Consider the following 16125-nt stretch of genomic DNA (forward strand, 5'->3'; position numbering starts at 1 on the left):
CCCATGAAAAACTATCCATCGACCGATCTGAAACAGAATCTTGGAGATGTGCTTGCAGCTGCCAGCCAGCAGCCGGTCTCCATCACTCGCCACAACAAGCCGAGATACGTCCTGATGAGCATCGAGACCTACGAAGCGCGCTTCGGCAACGACAGCCGCCGCGTCTACGCTGCGGAGGATGCCCCGACCGAACATGTCGAGATGCTCGAGGAGTACGCCGCGGAATTGGACCGTGATTAAACCCGCCGCTGCGGACGTCTGGCGATATCCATATCTTTGGCATCGTCAACACGGAGACGGCGAGACCGAAGGCCGGAAGTCACGGCCTGTGGCCTTTGTGGCTGTCCTTCCTGGGAAAGCCGGCGGTACGAACCTCTTCATCCTTGCAATCACTTCCACGCAGCCGGGCCGTGATCGCGTTGCCGTCAGCATCCCGGAAATTGAACGCCACCGTGCGGGCCTCGACCCTATGCCCCTTTGGGTCATGGTCGATGAGTACAATCATGATATCCTGGAAGCGTCGGCCTATTTCGAGCCGGGTGCGCGAATCGGCGCGTTCAGCCCGTCATTTCACAAGAAAATTATGTTCGCTTTTACTGCGGTTGTCCGCACGGGTCAGTCCAAAGCCATCCCGCGCGCGGACTGAATCGACAGAACAGAGCACGATCGTGAGGGACCAAAAATGCCATCGACCGAACTGCTCATCGCGTTTTTCGCCACCACGGCGATTTTCGCCTACATTCCAGGCCCGGCCATGCTCTATGCCGCCGCGCAGACGATGGCGCGCGGCCGCTGGTCCGGCCTGACGGCGGCACTTGGCATTCATCTGGGCGGCTACGTGCATGTTTTCGCCGCGGCTGCCGGGCTGTCGATGCTGTTTCATGCCGTGCCGACGCTGTACCTGGCGGTCAAGCTGGTCGGCGCGCTCTATCTGATCTGGCTTGGCGTCTCGCTGTTTCGCAAGCGCGTGGAGGGCGATGCGGCGCTGCCCGCGCTCGAGCGCAAATCGGCACGGCGTGCCTTTTTCGAGAGCATCACCGTCGAGGTGCTCAATCCGAAGACAGCGATCTTCTTCATGGCGTTCCTGCCGCAATTCATCGACGCCTCGGCGGCGTTTCCGGTCTGGCTGCAGTTCGTCGTGCTCGGCACGATCGTCAATCTGATGTTCTCTTCGGCCGATATCGTCTGTGTGTTCCTGGCGGGCGCCGTGATCGGCCGTTTGCGGCGTTCGAGCCGCGCACAGCGGCTGATGCAACGGGCGGGAGGGGCTGTGCTGGTCGGGCTGGGCGTCCATGTCGCCCTGCAGAAGAGCTGACCGCCCGAGCCTGCCGGGATCATGCCCTGCCGTTGCGCTGCGTGAATTTGCGGTATATCGGCTTTGGCCATGAACGATCCGACCAGTCGATTGATGAGCACTTATGAGTTTGAAATCGGCCTTTTCCCTGTGTTGCCAGTGACATGATCAAGCACAATCCGCCTTCTCCCGAACCGTTGCACCGCGCCATTGCGCGGTTCGGCCAGGCCACTGTGCTGGTGGTCGGCGACTTCATCCTCGATCGTTTCGTCAACGGCGTCATCGAGCGGATCTCGCCGGAGGCACCGATCCCGGTGCTGCACGGGCGCGGCGAGACCTCGACCATGGGCGGCGCCGGCAATGTCGTGGCCAACATCGTTTCGCTCGGCGCTGCCGCTATTCCCGTCTCGGTCATAGGCACCGATGTGGCAGGCGATAGCCTGGTGCGGATGCTCGGCGAGCTTGGCGCCGATACGGCGGGCCTCGCGCAGGAGCGTGGTCGCATGACCTCGTCCAAAAGCCGCTTCAGCGCGCTCAACCAGCAGGTGCTGCGTTTCGACGAAGAGGAGATCAAGCCGCTCGGCGCTGCGGAGCGAGCCGGCCTGATCCGGCATTTCCGCGCCGCGCTGGCGCATGCCGACATCGTCATCCTGTCCGATTACGGCAAGGGCATCCTGCTCGACGGTGTCGCCGGCGACTTGATCGCCATCTGCCGCGAGGCTGGAAAGCCGGTGCTGGTCGACCCGAAAGGCCGCGATTACGCGCGCTATGCCGGGGCGACCGCCATTACCCCCAACCGCAAGGAACTCGGCGAGGCCGTCGGCCATGCGGTGTTCGCCGATGACGAGATCGTAGGTGCCGCACGCGAGCTGATTTCGGCACATGGTTTCGATTTCGTGGTCGCGACGCGCAGCGAAAAGGGCATGAGCGTGGTCGGCCCCGACGAGGCGCGCCACATCGCCACCCAGGCGCGCGAAGTGTTCGACGTTTCGGGCGCCGGCGACACGGTGATCGCGAGCTTCGCGCTGGCGCTGGCCGTGGGCGCCGATACGGTCATGGCCGCTTCGATCGCCAATGCCGCTGGTGGCGTCGTGGTGGGAAAACGCGGCACCGCGCGGCTGACGGTCGAGGAACTCACCGGCGCGCTGTTCCGTTCGCATGGGCCGACGGCCCACAAGGACGCCATCCTCGACGCCACGTCGGCCGCGCGCATGGTGGCGGCGTGGAAGGAAGAGGGCCTGAGCGTCGGCTTCACCAATGGCTGCTTCGACATCCTGCATGCCGGCCATGTCAGCTTGCTGCACGCGGCGCGCAGCCAATGCGACCGGCTGGTGCTCGGCCTCAACAGCGATGCTTCGGTGCGGCGACTGAAGGGCGCCGGGCGCCCGGTCAACGACCAGCACGACCGCGCCTGCGTGCTGGCAGCACTTGCCTCGGTCGATGCGGTCGTGGTTTTCGAGGAAGATACGCCGCTGGCGCTGATCGAAGCGCTGCTGCCCGACATACTGGTCAAGGGGGCCGATTACACGGTCGACACCGTGGTCGGCGCCGATGTGGTGCAGAAGGCCGGCGGACGCGTCGTGCTGGTCGATCTGGTCGCCGGAAAAAGCACCACCAACACCATTGGCAAATTGCGCGCCGGCGGCACCACAAACTGAGGGTTTCATGTCCGAGTTGAACGATTACCTTGTCCGCTCCGTGGCTGCCATATCAGCCATGGTCGAACGGGACCTGACCGGTGAGATGGAGCGGGCAGCGAGCGCCGTGGTGACTGCGCTTTCGTCGGGGAAAGCTTTGCTCATCGCCGGCAATGGCGGCTCGGCCAGCGACGCCATCCACATTGCCGGCGAACTGGTCGGCCGCTTTCTCAAGGAGCGCAAGGCCTACAATGTCATCGCGCTGCCGGCCAATGCAGCGGTGCTGACCGCCTGGGGCAACGACTATGGATTCGACACGGTGTTTTCGCGCCAGGTCGAGGCGCATGGCGCTGCCGGCGGCGTGCTCCTGGCGATCTCGACCAGCGGCAATTCGCCGAGCATCCTTGCCGCCGCCGAACAGGCGCGGAGGATGGACATGACGGTGATCGGCATGACCGGCGACACCGGCGGCAAGCTGAAGCCTCTGTCCGATATCCTGCTCAACGTGCCGTCGACCTCGACGCCGATCATCCAGCAGGGGCATCTGTGCCTTTACCATCATCTGTGCGAGGTGGTCGAAGCGCGCCTCAGCAATGGCTGATCCCACGACCTCTGGCCGCTATCCGCTGGCGGAGCCTGGCCTATGGGTCGAGCAGGTCGGCTCACGGGTGTTCGCCGCCGGCTCGCCGGCGCTGTTCCTCGATCGCGACGGCACCGTCAATGTCGATACGGGCTATCCGGATGATCCTGCCGAAATGGTGCTGCGCGCGGACATAGCCGCGGTGATAGCCGCCGCCAACCGGGCTGGCATTCCGGTCATCATCGTCACCAACCAGTCGGGCATCGCGCGTGGCTATTTCGGCTGGGGCGATTTCGCCGCCGTCAATGGCCGCGTGCTCGAGCTGCTGCGCGCCGACAATGCGTTCGTCGATATGGTCGTCGCCTGCGCCTATCACCAAGCTGGCTCCGGTGTGCTTGCGGTTGCCGATCATCCGATGCGCAAGCCCAATCCGGGCATGCTGCTGGAGGCGGCAAGGCGCCTCGGGCTCGATCTGCGGCGTTCGCTGATCGTCGGCGACAAGGAGGCCGACATGGAGGCGGGACAACGCGCCGGCCTCGCGCAGGGCTGGCTGGTAGATGGGCAAGCAGCTGTCCGATCGGGCTTCACAATTCGGCCTTGGTGCGAGCGCGCGGATTTGGACGGCCTGCTCGCCGCAATAGGTGCACTTGGCGCCGCCTCGGGCGCGCCGTAACGGCTTACATCCGATCTTTGTCTCGCCAGGCTTCATAAAGCTTGGCCTCTGTCGCGAACGAATACAGCATCACCAGCATCGAATAGACGAACCCGTGCCGCCCGCACAGGAAGTAGCGCTTGGCCAAGTAGAACTTCAGGAAGTTGCCGAGCGGCGACAGCACCAGTCTTATCAGGCCGGGCTTCTTGGCTCGTTCGACCAGCGTGGCAACCTTGAGGCTGGAGTAGGTGTTGGCCCTTGCCAGATCCTCGGCAATAGTCATTTCGCGGCGATGCAGCAGCACGCCATTTTCTATCGTGCCGGTTTCGCCTGGCACCTCGAACGACTCATGGACCCGCAGATTGAGGTCCATCGTGGCCTTGTCGCGGCGGAAAAGACGCAGCAGCCTGTTGTGAAGCACCCAGCGGTGCGCATAGCCATAGCCCTTCAGCTTGTCGCGGCGTCTGATGTACCATCCGTCGAAGGCGTCATTCCCAAGCTGGGTCACATTCATGATTGACTGCCTGAGCACGTCGTCGATGGCCTCGTCGGCTTCAATCGAAAGGCACCATGGTTGCGTGGCCTGATCGAGCGCGAATTGCCGCTGACGAGGAAAGCCCGGCCAATCGTTGTGAAACAGCCTTATCGGGTAGCCTTTGGCGATGTACCCGTTGACGACGTCCAGAGTGCTGTCCGTCGAGCCCGAATCGACGACGATGATCTCGGCGCAGAAATCGACGCTTTCCAGGCACTCGCCGATCATGTCGGCCTCGTTCATGCAGATGACCAGCGCCGAAACCGGGCTAGAAAATCGAGTCATCGTCCCACCCCACGGCACACTGTTCTCGGAATTGGGCTGCCCTGCGCCCCTGTTTACGCAATCCCGAAAGCGCTATGCGCTTTACCCAGGAAAACCGTTACATACTTTTTCTGGAATTGCTCTAGGAAACCAACAAGACGGCTACGGCAGAAATTCCGGCTTCACAGGAGAGCTATCGAACGCCAAAGCGGCGCTGATATGGCGAGGCCTTCAAGCGACATCGGCGAAAGCTCGTTGCGGTTCAACCGGCTCAAGGCTGTGCGAACGAGACCAGCCCTTCGTCCTTGACCCGGCGGATGGTGAGCGCTGTTCGCACCGTGTCGACATTGGGGGTCGAGGTCAGTTCCTCGATGACGAAGCTCTGGAAGGCGCCTAGGTCGCTCGCCACGCAATGCAGCAGGAAATCGGATTCGCCCGACACCATCCAGGCGTCGCGTACGATCGGCCAGCCGCGGGTGCGCTCGGCAAAGATGCGCAGTTCGGCATCGGCCTGATGATGCAGGCCGACCAGGCAGAAGGCAACGACATCGAGGCCGAGCGCTGGTGCATTGAGCAAGGCACGGTAGCCACGGATGATGCCGGCTTCCTCCAGGCGCTTGACGCGGCGCAGGCATGGCGGCGCCGAAATGCCGACGCGGTTCGACAGTTCGACATTGGTCATGCGGCCGTCGCCCTGCAATTCGCGCAGGATCTTCCAGTCGATGGCGTCGAGGTCGGCCTTGAGCGGCATGGGGGCTCTCGATCATGAGGGGCAATACGCAAGAATCTTGCGTGATTTTGTAATTAAACGACTTCGCTGTCCATTCCATCCTTCGCCCGGATATTTCGCGGGATCAGCGGCCGACAGGTGCGACAAAGCTTTCCGGGGACGAACACCAACTTGCCTTGCTGGCGTCGTGGGCAACACTTACATTACGCGCGACAATGATCGAGTTTTCCATGCCGCAATTGCCGGCAGCCCTCCGCAGAGGCTTTAGATGACCACCAAGCACGCGCCCGTTCTCATCATCGGTTCCGGCCCGGCCGGCTATACGGCGGCGGTCTATGCCGCCCGCGCCATGCTGAAGCCGATGCTGGTCGCCGGCCTGCAGCAGGGCGGGCAGTTGATGATCACCACCGATGTCGAGAATTATCCCGGCTTCGCCGACCCGATCCAAGGTCCGTGGCTGATGGAGCAGATGCTGAAACAGGCCGAGCATGTCGGCACCGACATCATCAACGACATCATCACCGAGGTCGACCTCAACGTGCGACCGTTCCGCGCCAAGGGCGATTCCGGCACGACCTACACCGCCGACGCGCTGATCATCGCCACCGGCGCGCAAGCGAAATGGCTGGGCATCCCGACCGAGCAGGACTTCATGGGTTTTGGAGTCTCGGCCTGCGCCACCTGCGACGGTTTCTTCTACAGGGGCAAGGATGTCGCGGTGGTCGGTGGCGGCAATTCCGCGGTGGAAGAGGCGCTCTATCTGTCCAATCTCGCCAGGAGCGTGACGGTCATCCACAGGCGCAGCGATTTTCGCGCTGAACGTATTCTGCGCGAGCGGCTTCTGAAGAAGGACAATGTCCGCGTCATCTGGGACACGATCGTCGATGAGATCACCGGCCGGCCCGGCAAGACGCCGCTGCCGCCCTCGGTCGAGGGGCTGAAGCTCAAGCATGCGGTGACCGGCGAGGTGTCGCACCTCAAGATCGACGGCGTGTTCGTGGCCATCGGCCATGCGCCGGCGGTTGAACTGTTCGCCGGCAAGCTCAAGCAGAAGCCGAACGGCTATCTGTGGACAGCGCCGGATTCGACCCGCACCGACGTGCCGGGCGTGTTCGCGGCCGGCGATGTGACCGACGATATCTACCGCCAGGCGGTGACGGCAGCGGGGCTCGGCTGCATGGCCGCGCTCGAGGCGGAGAAGTATCTGGCCGGCATCGAAGTGCATCGCGAAGCGGCCGAGTAGAGAGTTCAGAGAGCGGCTTAGAAACGCCGTGTAAAAGCCTGATTTTTCATTCAGACGCCAAAACAGAACGAGGGGAATCATGGCGTTGGACTGGGACAAGCTACGCGTGTTTCACGCTGCGGCGGAGGCGGGGTCGTTTACCCATGCGGCCGAGACATTGCATCTGTCGCAATCGGCGATCTCGCGGCAGGTCAGCGCGCTCGAGCATGATGTCGGCGTGCCGCTGTTCAACCGCCACGCCCGCGGGCTGGTGCTGACCGAGCAAGGTGAGATGCTGTTTCGCACGGCGCATGACGTGCTGATGAAGCTGGAGACCATCAAGTCCCGGCTGACCGAGACCAAGGATCGCCCGTCGGGCGTGCTGCGGGTGACGACGACGGTGGGGCTGGGCGCCGGCTGGCTGACCGAGCGGGTGCAGGAATTCATCGAACTCTATCCCGAAATCAGCCTGCAGTTGATCCTCGCCAACGAGGAGCTGGATCTAACCATGCGCCAGGCCGATTGCGCCATCCGGCTGCGGCAGCCGCAGCAGCCGGACCTGATCCAGCGCCGCCTGTTCACCGTGCATTTCCACCTCTACGCGGCCCCATCCTATGTCGCCAAGCATGGCAAGCCGTCTTCCGTCGCCGAGCTGAAGGCCCATCGCATCGTCACCTTCGGCGTGCCGGTGCCGTCGCATCTGTCGGAGCTGAACTGGCTGGAAACGGTCGGTGATTTCGAAGGCGGACAAAGGGTGCCGACGCTGCAGATCAACGACATATTGTCGATCAAGCGTGCGGTGCAGGGCGGTGCCGGCATCGCCATGCTGCCCGACTATGTGATCAGCAAGGACTCCGATCTGGTGCAGCTGCTGCCGGAGACCGAGGTGCCGTCTTTCGACACCTATTTCGCCTATCCCGACGCGATGAAGAACCAGGCCAAGCTGCATGTGTTCCGGGACTTCATCATCGCCAAGGCCCGAAGCTGGTCCTTCTGATTTTCGTTTTCACGCCCTGCGGGATTATCCCCGCCAGGGCATCAGCCGAGGCAGCCAGCCGGGCACGTTGCGGCGGTAGGTCTTGTATTCGGCGCCATAACGGCGGCTAAGCGTCGGCTCTTCATAGAGCCTGACGAAGGCGCCCATGGAGACAGCGCTGACGGCGGCATAGGCGACAAGCGCCCAGCTCGAGAACAGCAGCGCCTGGCCGAGGATGATCGACAGCACGGCGACATACATCGGGTTGCGGACATGGCGGTAGATGCCGCCGATCACCAGCCTCTCGGTCGGGGCGACCGGTGCGGGTGTGCCCAGGCCCTCAAGCGCAAAACGGCCGAAGGCATGCAGGAGTGCCGCGCCCGCGGCAACAATCAGAAGCCCGCCAACAGGGGCAAAGCCCGGCAGGCCCGACCAGGGCAAGCCCCAGCGATCGGTCAACAACCAGGGCACCAGTCCGGCAACCACGCACGGCGCCGCGATGAAGAAGGCCGCACTGCCGGCGATCGCCGAAAACCTCCGCATTGGCTGCTTGCTCCGCGATTGCCTTAGAAATGCACGCCTGCTGCCCGCTTCCACATCATTGCCCAGTTTTGACATTTCGAGCCGAAAGCCAGCCGAGATTAGCGATTCTGTAGTTGCAATTGCCCGATTCAGCGCTCCATTTCGACGATTTTGCTGGTCCTATTGGCTTCTGGAATGGGTTAGACCACAGCCTGCGTCTTTTTGCATGTGTGTGTTGCAAAATAGATGCTTGTTTCTTGGGCATGATGAGCACATATATAGATCATCTCCTGGGCGCGTTCTCCTCCCATTAGCGCCCTTGAGTGTTCCCCTCTGGAGGTTAGCCTTAACAGGCACTCCAATCAAACTCAGCCGGATCTTCATTGATCCGGCTTTTTTGTTGCCTGTACCCTGCTGGGCCGGCCAAAAATTCCATCACAATTACCACGTAACGGTGACATGTAACCTCTGGTAACATATCCCGGACGCCCGCGACCTGCTATGTAGATCATAGGACGCGGTGTGGTTCGGACGGGAGATGGGGGCATCACTCGTACGGCCCGGGCTCAGGCGGCTACCGCGTCCGAACCGTTTTTCCGCCGAACTCGGCGGTACCAAATGCGGCGGACCTGACGTTTTACCTCCCAAGGAAACGGTCCGCGAACAAAGCGACGTCCGGTCCCCGCCGGACGTCGTTTTCTTTTGTTCCCCCGAATCAGGTTCGAGAGGAACGCCACGCCATCAGGCGGCCTTGCCGTTGGTGTTCATGGCGTCGTCGGCCAGACGGCCGGTGAGTTCGGCCATGTGGTCGAAGACGGCACGATAGCTGGCAACGCCCGCGGTCGCCGAGCGCAACTCGATGATCAGGTCGCCGATCTCGGCTTGCGGCATGGTTGCCTCGACGACATCCCATCCCGGCCAGTCGGGTCGCGCGTCGTAGCCGAGGATCTGGCCGCGCCGCTGCGGGATGAGAGCGATGATCTTCGAGGTGGCGTCGGAGGGGGTGACGATTTCGACCTTCATCACGGGCTCCAGGAGCACCGGCAAGCACGCGGCCATGCCTTCCTTCATCGCCAGCCTGGCCGCCATCTGGAAGGCCATGTCGGAGGAATCGACCGCATGATAGGAGCCGTCCGACAGGTTGACTGCGACATCCACGACCGGAAAGCCAAGCGGCCCGGATTTCAGATAGTCGCGGACCCCGGTCTCGACCGACTGGATGTAGGTCTTGGGCACGACGCCGCCGGTGATGGTGTCGGTGAACTGGAAGCCGGAACCGCGCGGCAGCGGCTTGATCTCGATCACCACGTCGCCGAACTGGCCATGGCCGCCGGACTGTTTCTTGTGACGGCCGCGCTGCTGCGCCGATTTGCGGATCGTCTCGCGATAGGGCACCGCCGGCGGATGACCTTCGACCGGTATCTGGTTCTTGCCTTCCAGCCGCTCGCGCACCACGCGCAGATGCATCTCGCCATGGCCCGACAGCACGGTTTCGGCCGAGTCCTGATTGTGGCGCAGGCTGAGCGAGGGGTCCTCCTCGGCCAGCCGCTGGATGGCAGCCGACATCTTCACTTCGTCCTTGCGCTCCTTGGGGCGGAGCGCGAAGGCGAAGACCGGCTGCGGCGGCTCGAACTGGACGAGCGGCTTGATGCCGCCCTTGGCCGAGCTCAGCGTCTGGCCGGTCTTGACCTCGTCCAGCTTGCCCAGTGCCACCGTGTCGCCGGCCTTGGCGATGGAGAGCTTGGACTGGTCCTTGCCGAGCATCCGGTAGATGCCGGAAACCTTGGCGGTGTCGCCGCCGGGCAGCCAGAGTTCGGAACCGTCGACGACCTGACCGGAGAGGATGCGCGACACCGACAGCTTGCCGCCATGCGAGGTGTGGATGGTTTTCATCACCTGGACCAGGGTAGCCGCACCGTCGGGTGCACCGAGCCGTTTGCGGGTCGCCTCGATGTCGGGCGCGTCGTGGCGGATCGCCTTCAGGAGGCGCAGCACGCCGTTGCCTTTCTCGGCGGTGCCGATCAGCACCGGGATCACCGCACCGTCACGCAGGTCGGCGGCGAGGTCGTCGAAGATCGCATCCTTGGGCGGCTCGATCTCCTCGAGCAGTTGTTCCATCAACTGGTCATCATGGTCGGCCAGCGTCTCCAGCATCGAGAAACGCGCTTCGAGCTCGCGCGCCTTGTCGTCGCCGGGAATCTGCGCCACCTCGCTTTCGGCATATTCGCGATAGATGTAGGCGCGCTCCAGCGCCAGGTCGATCGAACCAATGACGACGCCGTCCTTGCGCAGCGGAATCTGGCGCAGCAGCAACGGCACGGCACTGGCCGGCTGCAGCATCTTCAGCGTGTCGCGCACGCCGGTGATTGCCTTGTCGACCTTGTTGAGGAACAGAATGCGCGGCACTCCGAGATCGTCGAGCTTGCGCATGATCAGTTGCAGGGCAGGGATCTTCTTTTCATCGGCCTCGGCTACGACGACCGCGAGGTCGCAGGCGGCCAGCACCGGTTCGGCCTCGAAAGAGAATTCGATGGAACCGGGACAGTCGACGAAGGTGATCTGCTCGCCCATGAATTCGGTCGTGGCGACCGTCGCCTCGACGCTCATGGCGTGGGCGCGCGCCTCGGGCGAATCATCTGAAACGGTGTTACCTGATGAAACGGGATTTTGTCGGGGAATTGAGCCCGTACGGGCCAATATGGCTTCGAGAAGTGTCGTCTTACCGCTTGCGAAGGGACCGACTATGGCAATGCATTTCGGTCCCGTGCGTCGTCCTCCGGCGCGAGTACCCATGACTGACCTCCACTCAGGCGTTTCCCGTAGGACCGACTGGCATGTATGGTTCAGGCTTGGTCAATCGGTCCTGAGCGGCGGCCGGCCTGTTCGACCGTCGCGGGCGGGGTTCTTTTCAAGTGCCACCTGCCCAAAGCCATCGTCCCACTTGTTTGCCGGCAGGGCAAGAAAAATAGAAACCCTTTGCTCGGCAGTGGACCGTGCGGATCATATGCTGGGCTGGCAGCGGGAAGCTGTTGCACGTCGACCGATATCGGCCGAAACTGAAAACAGGCGACCCGTCGCCCGCTGTTTGAAGGACCATCGACCCATGAAGATCATCGCCTGCGGCAGCGTGCCGACCGTCATCGCGCCGGAAAAATACTTCACCGGCCGGGTGCTGCAGACGCCGATCATCGAGAAAGAGGCGCCGGCGCGGCTGCGGGCCACGCTGGTCAGCTTCGAGCCGGGCGCGCGCACCCACTGGCATACGCATCCGCTTGGCCAGACGCTGTACGTGACGGAGGGCGCCGGGCTTGCCCAGACGTGGGGCGGCCCGATCCAGGAGATCAGGGCCGGCGACGTCATCTCGTTCGCCCCTGGCGAAAAACACTGGCATGGCGCGGCGCCGAAATCGGCGATTACGCATATCGCGATGCAGGAGGCGCTCGACGATGTCCATGTCGATTGGCTGGAGGGGGTCACCGACCAGCAGTTTGGCGGTCGAGACACCTAAGTCGGCGGAGGGCAGGCTTCTTGCCGCAGCGATGACGATCGTCGCGCAAGCTCTAAAACCGCTGGCATTTAAACCACTCTGACGCCCAGAAAATTCAACCTCCGCCGGGCGCCTTCCCACGCCCTGATGCTGACATCGTTGAGATAGCAGTCCATCAAGACCCTGCAGCCCACCAAGATCTCGACCGGTTGTCCGGCAAAAACCATTGCGCCCGGCCGCCCAAAAAAATTGTGTATTGTTCCGTCGGCAAAGCCATTTTCTCCGAAATTGGCGAAATCCCCTACGTCCCCTTCAAACCAACGCTGAAAATCGACAAGGGTGCTGTTGCTTCGGTAATCTCGTCCCACGGCTTGATCGCCTGAAAAGGTGCCAAAAACGACATCGGTCGCCTGAAGGACCCTGGTGTGGCTGTAGCCGATTTCGTCACGCATCCACCTGTACCTTGTGTCGTAGGTAGAGACGAATTCCGCAAACAAGTCGAGCCGGCCGGTCTTCTTGGGAGTGTAGGTAAACCAGATGCCGCTTTCGAGCATGGCGTGCAGGTAATCTCTATCGCCGGCGCTGTTGTTTTCGAAAAACACCAAGCCGCCCAAATCCGGCGCCCCATCCCACTCGTAAGATTCGTCTCGCAGAATGCGTCCGTCCCCGGTCCGGTTGAACCAGCTGTATTTGTAGTTACCGAAGGTGCCAGGCCAAAAATGGAAATACTCATAGGGATCGCCTTGCAGTTGCCGCGTTTCCATCGGCATCGCCCCATCTTTGCGGCGCGGCAAGACAACCATTTCGGAGCGATCGAAACTGTTGCCTAGAATTCGCTTTCGATCGTTGCGATCGGCAAAGCGTTTCAGTTTTGCCCTGGTCCATTTTTCAGTTTCCTCGGTCCAGTAACAGCCCGACTGTGCTTTCAGGTAATCAATTTTTGCCTCGCCAAGAGCGGAGATCTGGCCCTCGTCGTTAGGGTCCGACTGCTTGAAATAGTTCATTGATGTGGCTGTCTGCTCGGCAAATGAAACACTGAGCGCCTGCTTGAACCGCTCGGTATTTTCAGTGCCCGGCCCGGACACTATGAATTCGCCGTCGTGATTGTTTGATGGATTGCCGCCTTTGGCCATGATGCATCTCCCTTCAGAGGCTTCATGGTTGATCGAATGCGGCCGGCTTCCTAGTCGTCATATGACGATGGTCCGCCGGTTCGCTGCGCACGTTTCCCGGATTGCAAGCTGGTTTCGCGCGTCTGGCTCGCACGCCATGCCGGCCGGCAACGTCCCTCGGAGCCACTTCGGCTTTGACTGTAGCACCTGCATGGCCTCTAACTCACGTCTGGATATAGCCATGTCAAAGCACCGTCTGCCGCTGGTCGCCGCTGTCTATCTTGGTTCGTTCGTGGCTCTGCTCGACGTCAGCATCGTCAATGTCGCGCTGCCGACCATACAGCAGGCGTTGCAAACCGATTTCGGCGGCCTGCAATGGGTGGTCGACTCCTACACGCTGTGCCTGTCCGCCTTCATGCTGTCGTCCGGCCTGATCGGCGATCGCTATGGCCGCAAGCGCTCGTGGCTGGCCGGCGTCGGCATCTTCGTGGCCGGTTCGCTGATCTGCGCCGTCGCGCCCAATCTGCCGGTGCTGCTGGCCGGCCGGGTGGTGCAGGGCATCGCCGGCTCGTTGCTCATTCCAGGCGCGCTGTCGATCCTGACGCAGGCCTTTCCCGATGCGCGCCAGCGCGCCGGCGTCATTGGCGGCTGGGCGTCGTTCGCCGCCATCTCTCTGCTCGTTGGTCCCGTCCTCGGTGGCATCCTGGTCGAGACCGTCGGCTGGCAAAGCATCTTCCTGATCAACCTGCCGCTGGGCTTGATCACGATCGCGCTCGGTGCTGCTTCGATCAATGAGACGGCGCATCCCGAACATGCCCATCTCGATCTCGTCGGCCTGGCTCTCAGCATCCTTTGGCTGGGGGCGCTGACCTTTGGCCTGATCTCGGCCGGCGAGAATGGCTGGGGCGAGCCAAGGACAGTCACGGCGCTCGTCGCCGGCGTCGTCGGCCTGGCTGCTTTCCTCGGCTTCGAGGCGCGCACGGCACGGCCGATGCTGCCGCTTGGCCTGTTCCGCGATGTCCGCTTCGCCGTCGCCAATGTCGCTTCGTTCGCGCTCGGCTTCACCTCCTATTCCAGCGTCTTCTTCTTCTCGATGTTCCTGCAGCAGGTGCAGGGCTGGTCGCCGACGCAGACCGGCCTGCGCATGGCGCCGGCCTTCATCGTCCAGATCGTGGTGTCGCCATGGATCGGCAGGCTGAGCGCGCGCTATGGTCACTCCGCGCTGATGACCATCGGCTATGTTGCTATCGGCCTGTCCATGCTCGGCATGTGCTGGGCCGGCCCTTCGACGCCCTATGCGATGCTGTGCCTTCTGTTCGCCATTGGCGGCCTCGGCAATGCGCTTGCAATCCCGACCGGCAGCGCTGCCGCCATGTCCTATGCGCCGCGCGAACGCTCGGGCATGGTGTCGGCGGTCATCAATGCCACCCGCCAGAGCGGCCTTGCCATCGGCATCGCCTTGCTCGGCGCCTTGATGAGCATGCGGGCAACCAACCTTTTGACCGGGTATCTCGGCGATGCCGGTGTCGCCAACGCGGAAGCGGTGGCTCGTGCTGCGATTTCACGGCATGATTTCGCAACCGATGCGGCGATGGGCGAAAGCGGCGTGCATGAACTCTATGCTGCCGCCTATGCCGGCGGCTTCCACGCCGCGATGCTGACGGCAGCGATCGGCGCGTTCCTCACCGCCGCATTGCTGGTTGCCGTGCTGGCGCCGGCCGAGGCGCGCTCGGCCAAAGAGACCAAGCACGAGGCGTGAGGCTGACAGCCCATTAAAAACCCGGCGGTGAAGCCGGGTTTTTGCGTTCATAGCGCGCCAGTCAGGTCAGCGAAGCCGTAAAACGCTGGATGCGTGTGCAGGCTTCTTCCAGAAGCGTCTCCGAGGTCGCGTAGGAGATGCGGAAGTTGGGGCCGAGACCGAAGGCCGAGCCGAACACCACCGCGACGCCCTCGGCTTCGAGCAGTTCCGAGCAGAAGGTCTCGTCGGTGTCGATCAGCCTGCCGGCCTTGGTCTTCTTGCCGATCAGCTGGGCGCAGGAAGGATAGACATAGAAGGCGCCTTCCGGCGACGGACAGGTGATGCCGCGTGCCTGGTTGAGCATCGACACGACAAGGTCGCGCCTGCCTTGAAAGATCGCCTTGTTTTTGGCGATGAAATCCTGCGGGCCATTCAGCGCCTCGACGGATGCCCATTGCGCAATGGTGCAGGCGCCCGATGTCTGCTGACCCTGGATCATGTCCATCGCCTTGATCAGTTGAACCGGACCCGCCGCATAACCGATGCGCCAGCCGGTCATTGCATAGGCTTTCGACACGCCGTTCATGGTCAGCGTGCGCTCGTAGAGCTTAGGCTCGACCTCGGCGATGGTCCTGAAGACGAAATCGCCATAGGTCAGGTGCTCGTACATGTCGTCGGTCAGCGTCCAGACATGCGGATGCTTCAACAGCACGTCGGCCAGCGCGCGCAATTCGGCTTCGGTATAGGCGGCACCCGACGGGTTCGACGGCGAGTTCATCAGCAGCCATTTGGTCTTCGGCGTGATCGCCTTTTCCAGCACGGAAGCGGTCAGCTTGAAGCCGTTGTCGATCGAGGTGTCGGCAAACACGGAGGTGCCGCCGCATATGGCCACCATCTCGGGGTAGCTGACCCAATAGGGGCGAGGAATGATGACCTCGTCGCCGGGGTTCAGCGTCGCCATGAAGGCGTTGAACAGGATCTGCTTGCCGCCGGTGCCGACTATGGTCTGCTCGGGCTTGTAGTCGAGATTGTTCTCGCGCTTGAACTTTTTTGCGATCGCCTCGCGCAGCGGCACGATGCCCGAAACCGGCGGATACTTGGTTTCGCCACGGCGGATCGCCTCGATTGCCGCATTCTTGATGTTGTCGGGCGTGTCGAAATCCGGTTCGCCGGCGCCAAGCCCGATAATGTCACGGCCGGCATTTTTCAGCTCGCGCGCTTTCTGCGTGACCGCGATGGTGGCGGAAGGCTTCACGCGGGAAAGGGTGTCGGCAAGAAAGGCCATGAGCTTGACGTCTCCATGGAAGATCGGCGCGGCCAGGAGCGACCGCGGCGCTTCTCATGTCGCATGATTTCGCGCAACGCAAGCATTGTCG

16 protein-coding genes are annotated in these 16125 nt (G+C 62.4%); 10 read left to right on the forward strand and 6 right to left on the reverse strand.

Annotation, left to right across the window (positions count from 1 at the left end; translation table 11 throughout):
• The first annotated feature begins 3 nt into the window (after positions 1-3).
• The 6 genes from NP945_RS22245 (at position 4) to NP945_RS22270 (ending at position 4184) form a co-directional block, all read left to right on the forward strand.
• Positions 4-240 carry a type II toxin-antitoxin system Phd/YefM family antitoxin gene (locus NP945_RS22245; RefSeq protein WP_127269900.1) on the forward strand — a complete coding sequence of 79 codons (237 nt, stop codon included), beginning with the start codon at positions 4-6 and terminating at the stop codon, positions 238-240.
• On the forward strand, positions 233-646 hold the full coding sequence (locus NP945_RS22250) for a hypothetical protein (RefSeq protein ID WP_236382885.1): 414 nt from the start codon (positions 233-235) through the stop codon (positions 644-646). Before NP945_RS22245 ends, NP945_RS22250 begins: the two co-directional genes overlap by 8 nt.
• A 36-nt stretch (positions 647-682) precedes the next feature.
• On the forward strand, positions 683-1315 hold the full coding sequence (locus tag NP945_RS22255; protein ID WP_256747523.1) for a LysE family translocator: 633 nt from the start codon (positions 683-685) through the stop codon (positions 1313-1315).
• 143 nt (positions 1316-1458) lie between these two features.
• On the forward strand, positions 1459-2952 hold the full coding sequence (gene rfaE1 / locus NP945_RS22260; protein ID WP_256747524.1) for a D-glycero-beta-D-manno-heptose-7-phosphate kinase: 1494 nt from the start codon (positions 1459-1461) through the stop codon (positions 2950-2952).
• Positions 2953-2959: 7 nt separating this feature from the next.
• Positions 2960-3532 (forward strand): SIS domain-containing protein, encoded by a 573-nt coding sequence (locus NP945_RS22265; protein ID WP_127270425.1) that lies wholly within the window; start codon positions 2960-2962, stop codon positions 3530-3532.
• Positions 3525-4184 (forward strand): HAD-IIIA family hydrolase, encoded by a 660-nt coding sequence (locus tag NP945_RS22270; RefSeq protein WP_256747525.1) that lies wholly within the window; start codon positions 3525-3527, stop codon positions 4182-4184. Before NP945_RS22265 ends, NP945_RS22270 begins: the two co-directional genes overlap by 8 nt.
• A 4-nt stretch (positions 4185-4188) precedes the next feature.
• Here the strand turns inward: NP945_RS22270 and NP945_RS22275 are convergent, their stop codons facing one another.
• Together NP945_RS22275 and NP945_RS22280 are read right to left on the reverse strand one after the other, a co-directional pair.
• Positions 4189-4983, reverse strand: a complete 795-nt coding sequence (locus NP945_RS22275) for a glycosyltransferase family 2 protein (RefSeq protein ID WP_127318541.1) — start codon at positions 4981-4983, stop codon at positions 4189-4191.
• Between the two features lie 250 nt (positions 4984-5233).
• Entirely contained in the window at positions 5234-5713 is a 480-nt protein-coding gene (locus tag NP945_RS22280; protein WP_013530077.1) for an Lrp/AsnC family transcriptional regulator, read from the reverse strand.
• Positions 5714-5960: 247 nt separating this feature from the next.
• Here NP945_RS22280 and trxB point away from each other — a divergent pair, with 247 nt between their 5' ends.
• Positions 5961-6935 carry a thioredoxin-disulfide reductase gene (trxB, locus tag NP945_RS22285; RefSeq protein ID WP_127267436.1) on the forward strand — a complete coding sequence of 325 codons (975 nt, stop codon included), beginning with the start codon at positions 5961-5963 and terminating at the stop codon, positions 6933-6935.
• 79 nt (positions 6936-7014) lie between these two features.
• Positions 7015-7911: a LysR family transcriptional regulator gene (locus tag NP945_RS22290; RefSeq protein WP_023809733.1), complete on the forward strand. Its 897-nt coding sequence runs from the start codon at positions 7015-7017 to the stop codon at positions 7909-7911.
• Between the two features lie 24 nt (positions 7912-7935).
• Here the strand turns inward: NP945_RS22290 and NP945_RS22295 are convergent, their stop codons facing one another.
• Both NP945_RS22295 and NP945_RS22300 read right to left on the reverse strand, forming a co-directional pair.
• Complete coding sequence (locus NP945_RS22295) at positions 7936-8433, reverse strand: isoprenylcysteine carboxylmethyltransferase family protein (RefSeq protein ID WP_256747526.1); 498 nt, start codon at positions 8431-8433, stop codon at positions 7936-7938.
• A gap of 720 nt (positions 8434-9153) precedes the next feature.
• A complete protein-coding gene (locus tag NP945_RS22300; protein WP_256747527.1) occupies positions 9154-11205 on the reverse strand; it encodes an elongation factor G in 2052 nt (683 codons plus the stop codon).
• Positions 11206-11515: 310 nt separating this feature from the next.
• On the opposite strand from NP945_RS22300, the gene NP945_RS22305 reads away from it, so the two are divergent.
• A complete protein-coding gene (locus tag NP945_RS22305) occupies positions 11516-11920 on the forward strand; it encodes a cupin domain-containing protein (protein ID WP_256747528.1) in 405 nt (134 codons plus the stop codon).
• A gap of 68 nt (positions 11921-11988) precedes the next feature.
• Here the strand turns inward: NP945_RS22305 and NP945_RS22310 are convergent, their stop codons facing one another.
• A complete protein-coding gene (locus NP945_RS22310) occupies positions 11989-13032 on the reverse strand; it encodes a hypothetical protein (protein WP_256747529.1) in 1044 nt (347 codons plus the stop codon).
• 220 nt (positions 13033-13252) lie between these two features.
• On the opposite strand from NP945_RS22310, the gene NP945_RS22315 reads away from it, so the two are divergent.
• Entirely contained in the window at positions 13253-14770 is a 1518-nt protein-coding gene (locus NP945_RS22315) for an MFS transporter (protein WP_256747530.1), read from the forward strand.
• 61 nt (positions 14771-14831) lie between these two features.
• Here the strand turns inward: NP945_RS22315 and NP945_RS22320 are convergent, their stop codons facing one another.
• Positions 14832-16034 (reverse strand): pyridoxal phosphate-dependent aminotransferase, encoded by a 1203-nt coding sequence (locus tag NP945_RS22320; protein WP_127270426.1) that lies wholly within the window; start codon positions 16032-16034, stop codon positions 14832-14834.
• Between the last annotated feature and the right edge of the window lie 91 nt (positions 16035-16125).

Source organism: Mesorhizobium sp. LMG17149, from assembly GCF_024518695.1.
In the GTDB taxonomy this organism is placed as follows: Bacteria; Pseudomonadota; Alphaproteobacteria; order Rhizobiales; family Rhizobiaceae; genus Mesorhizobium.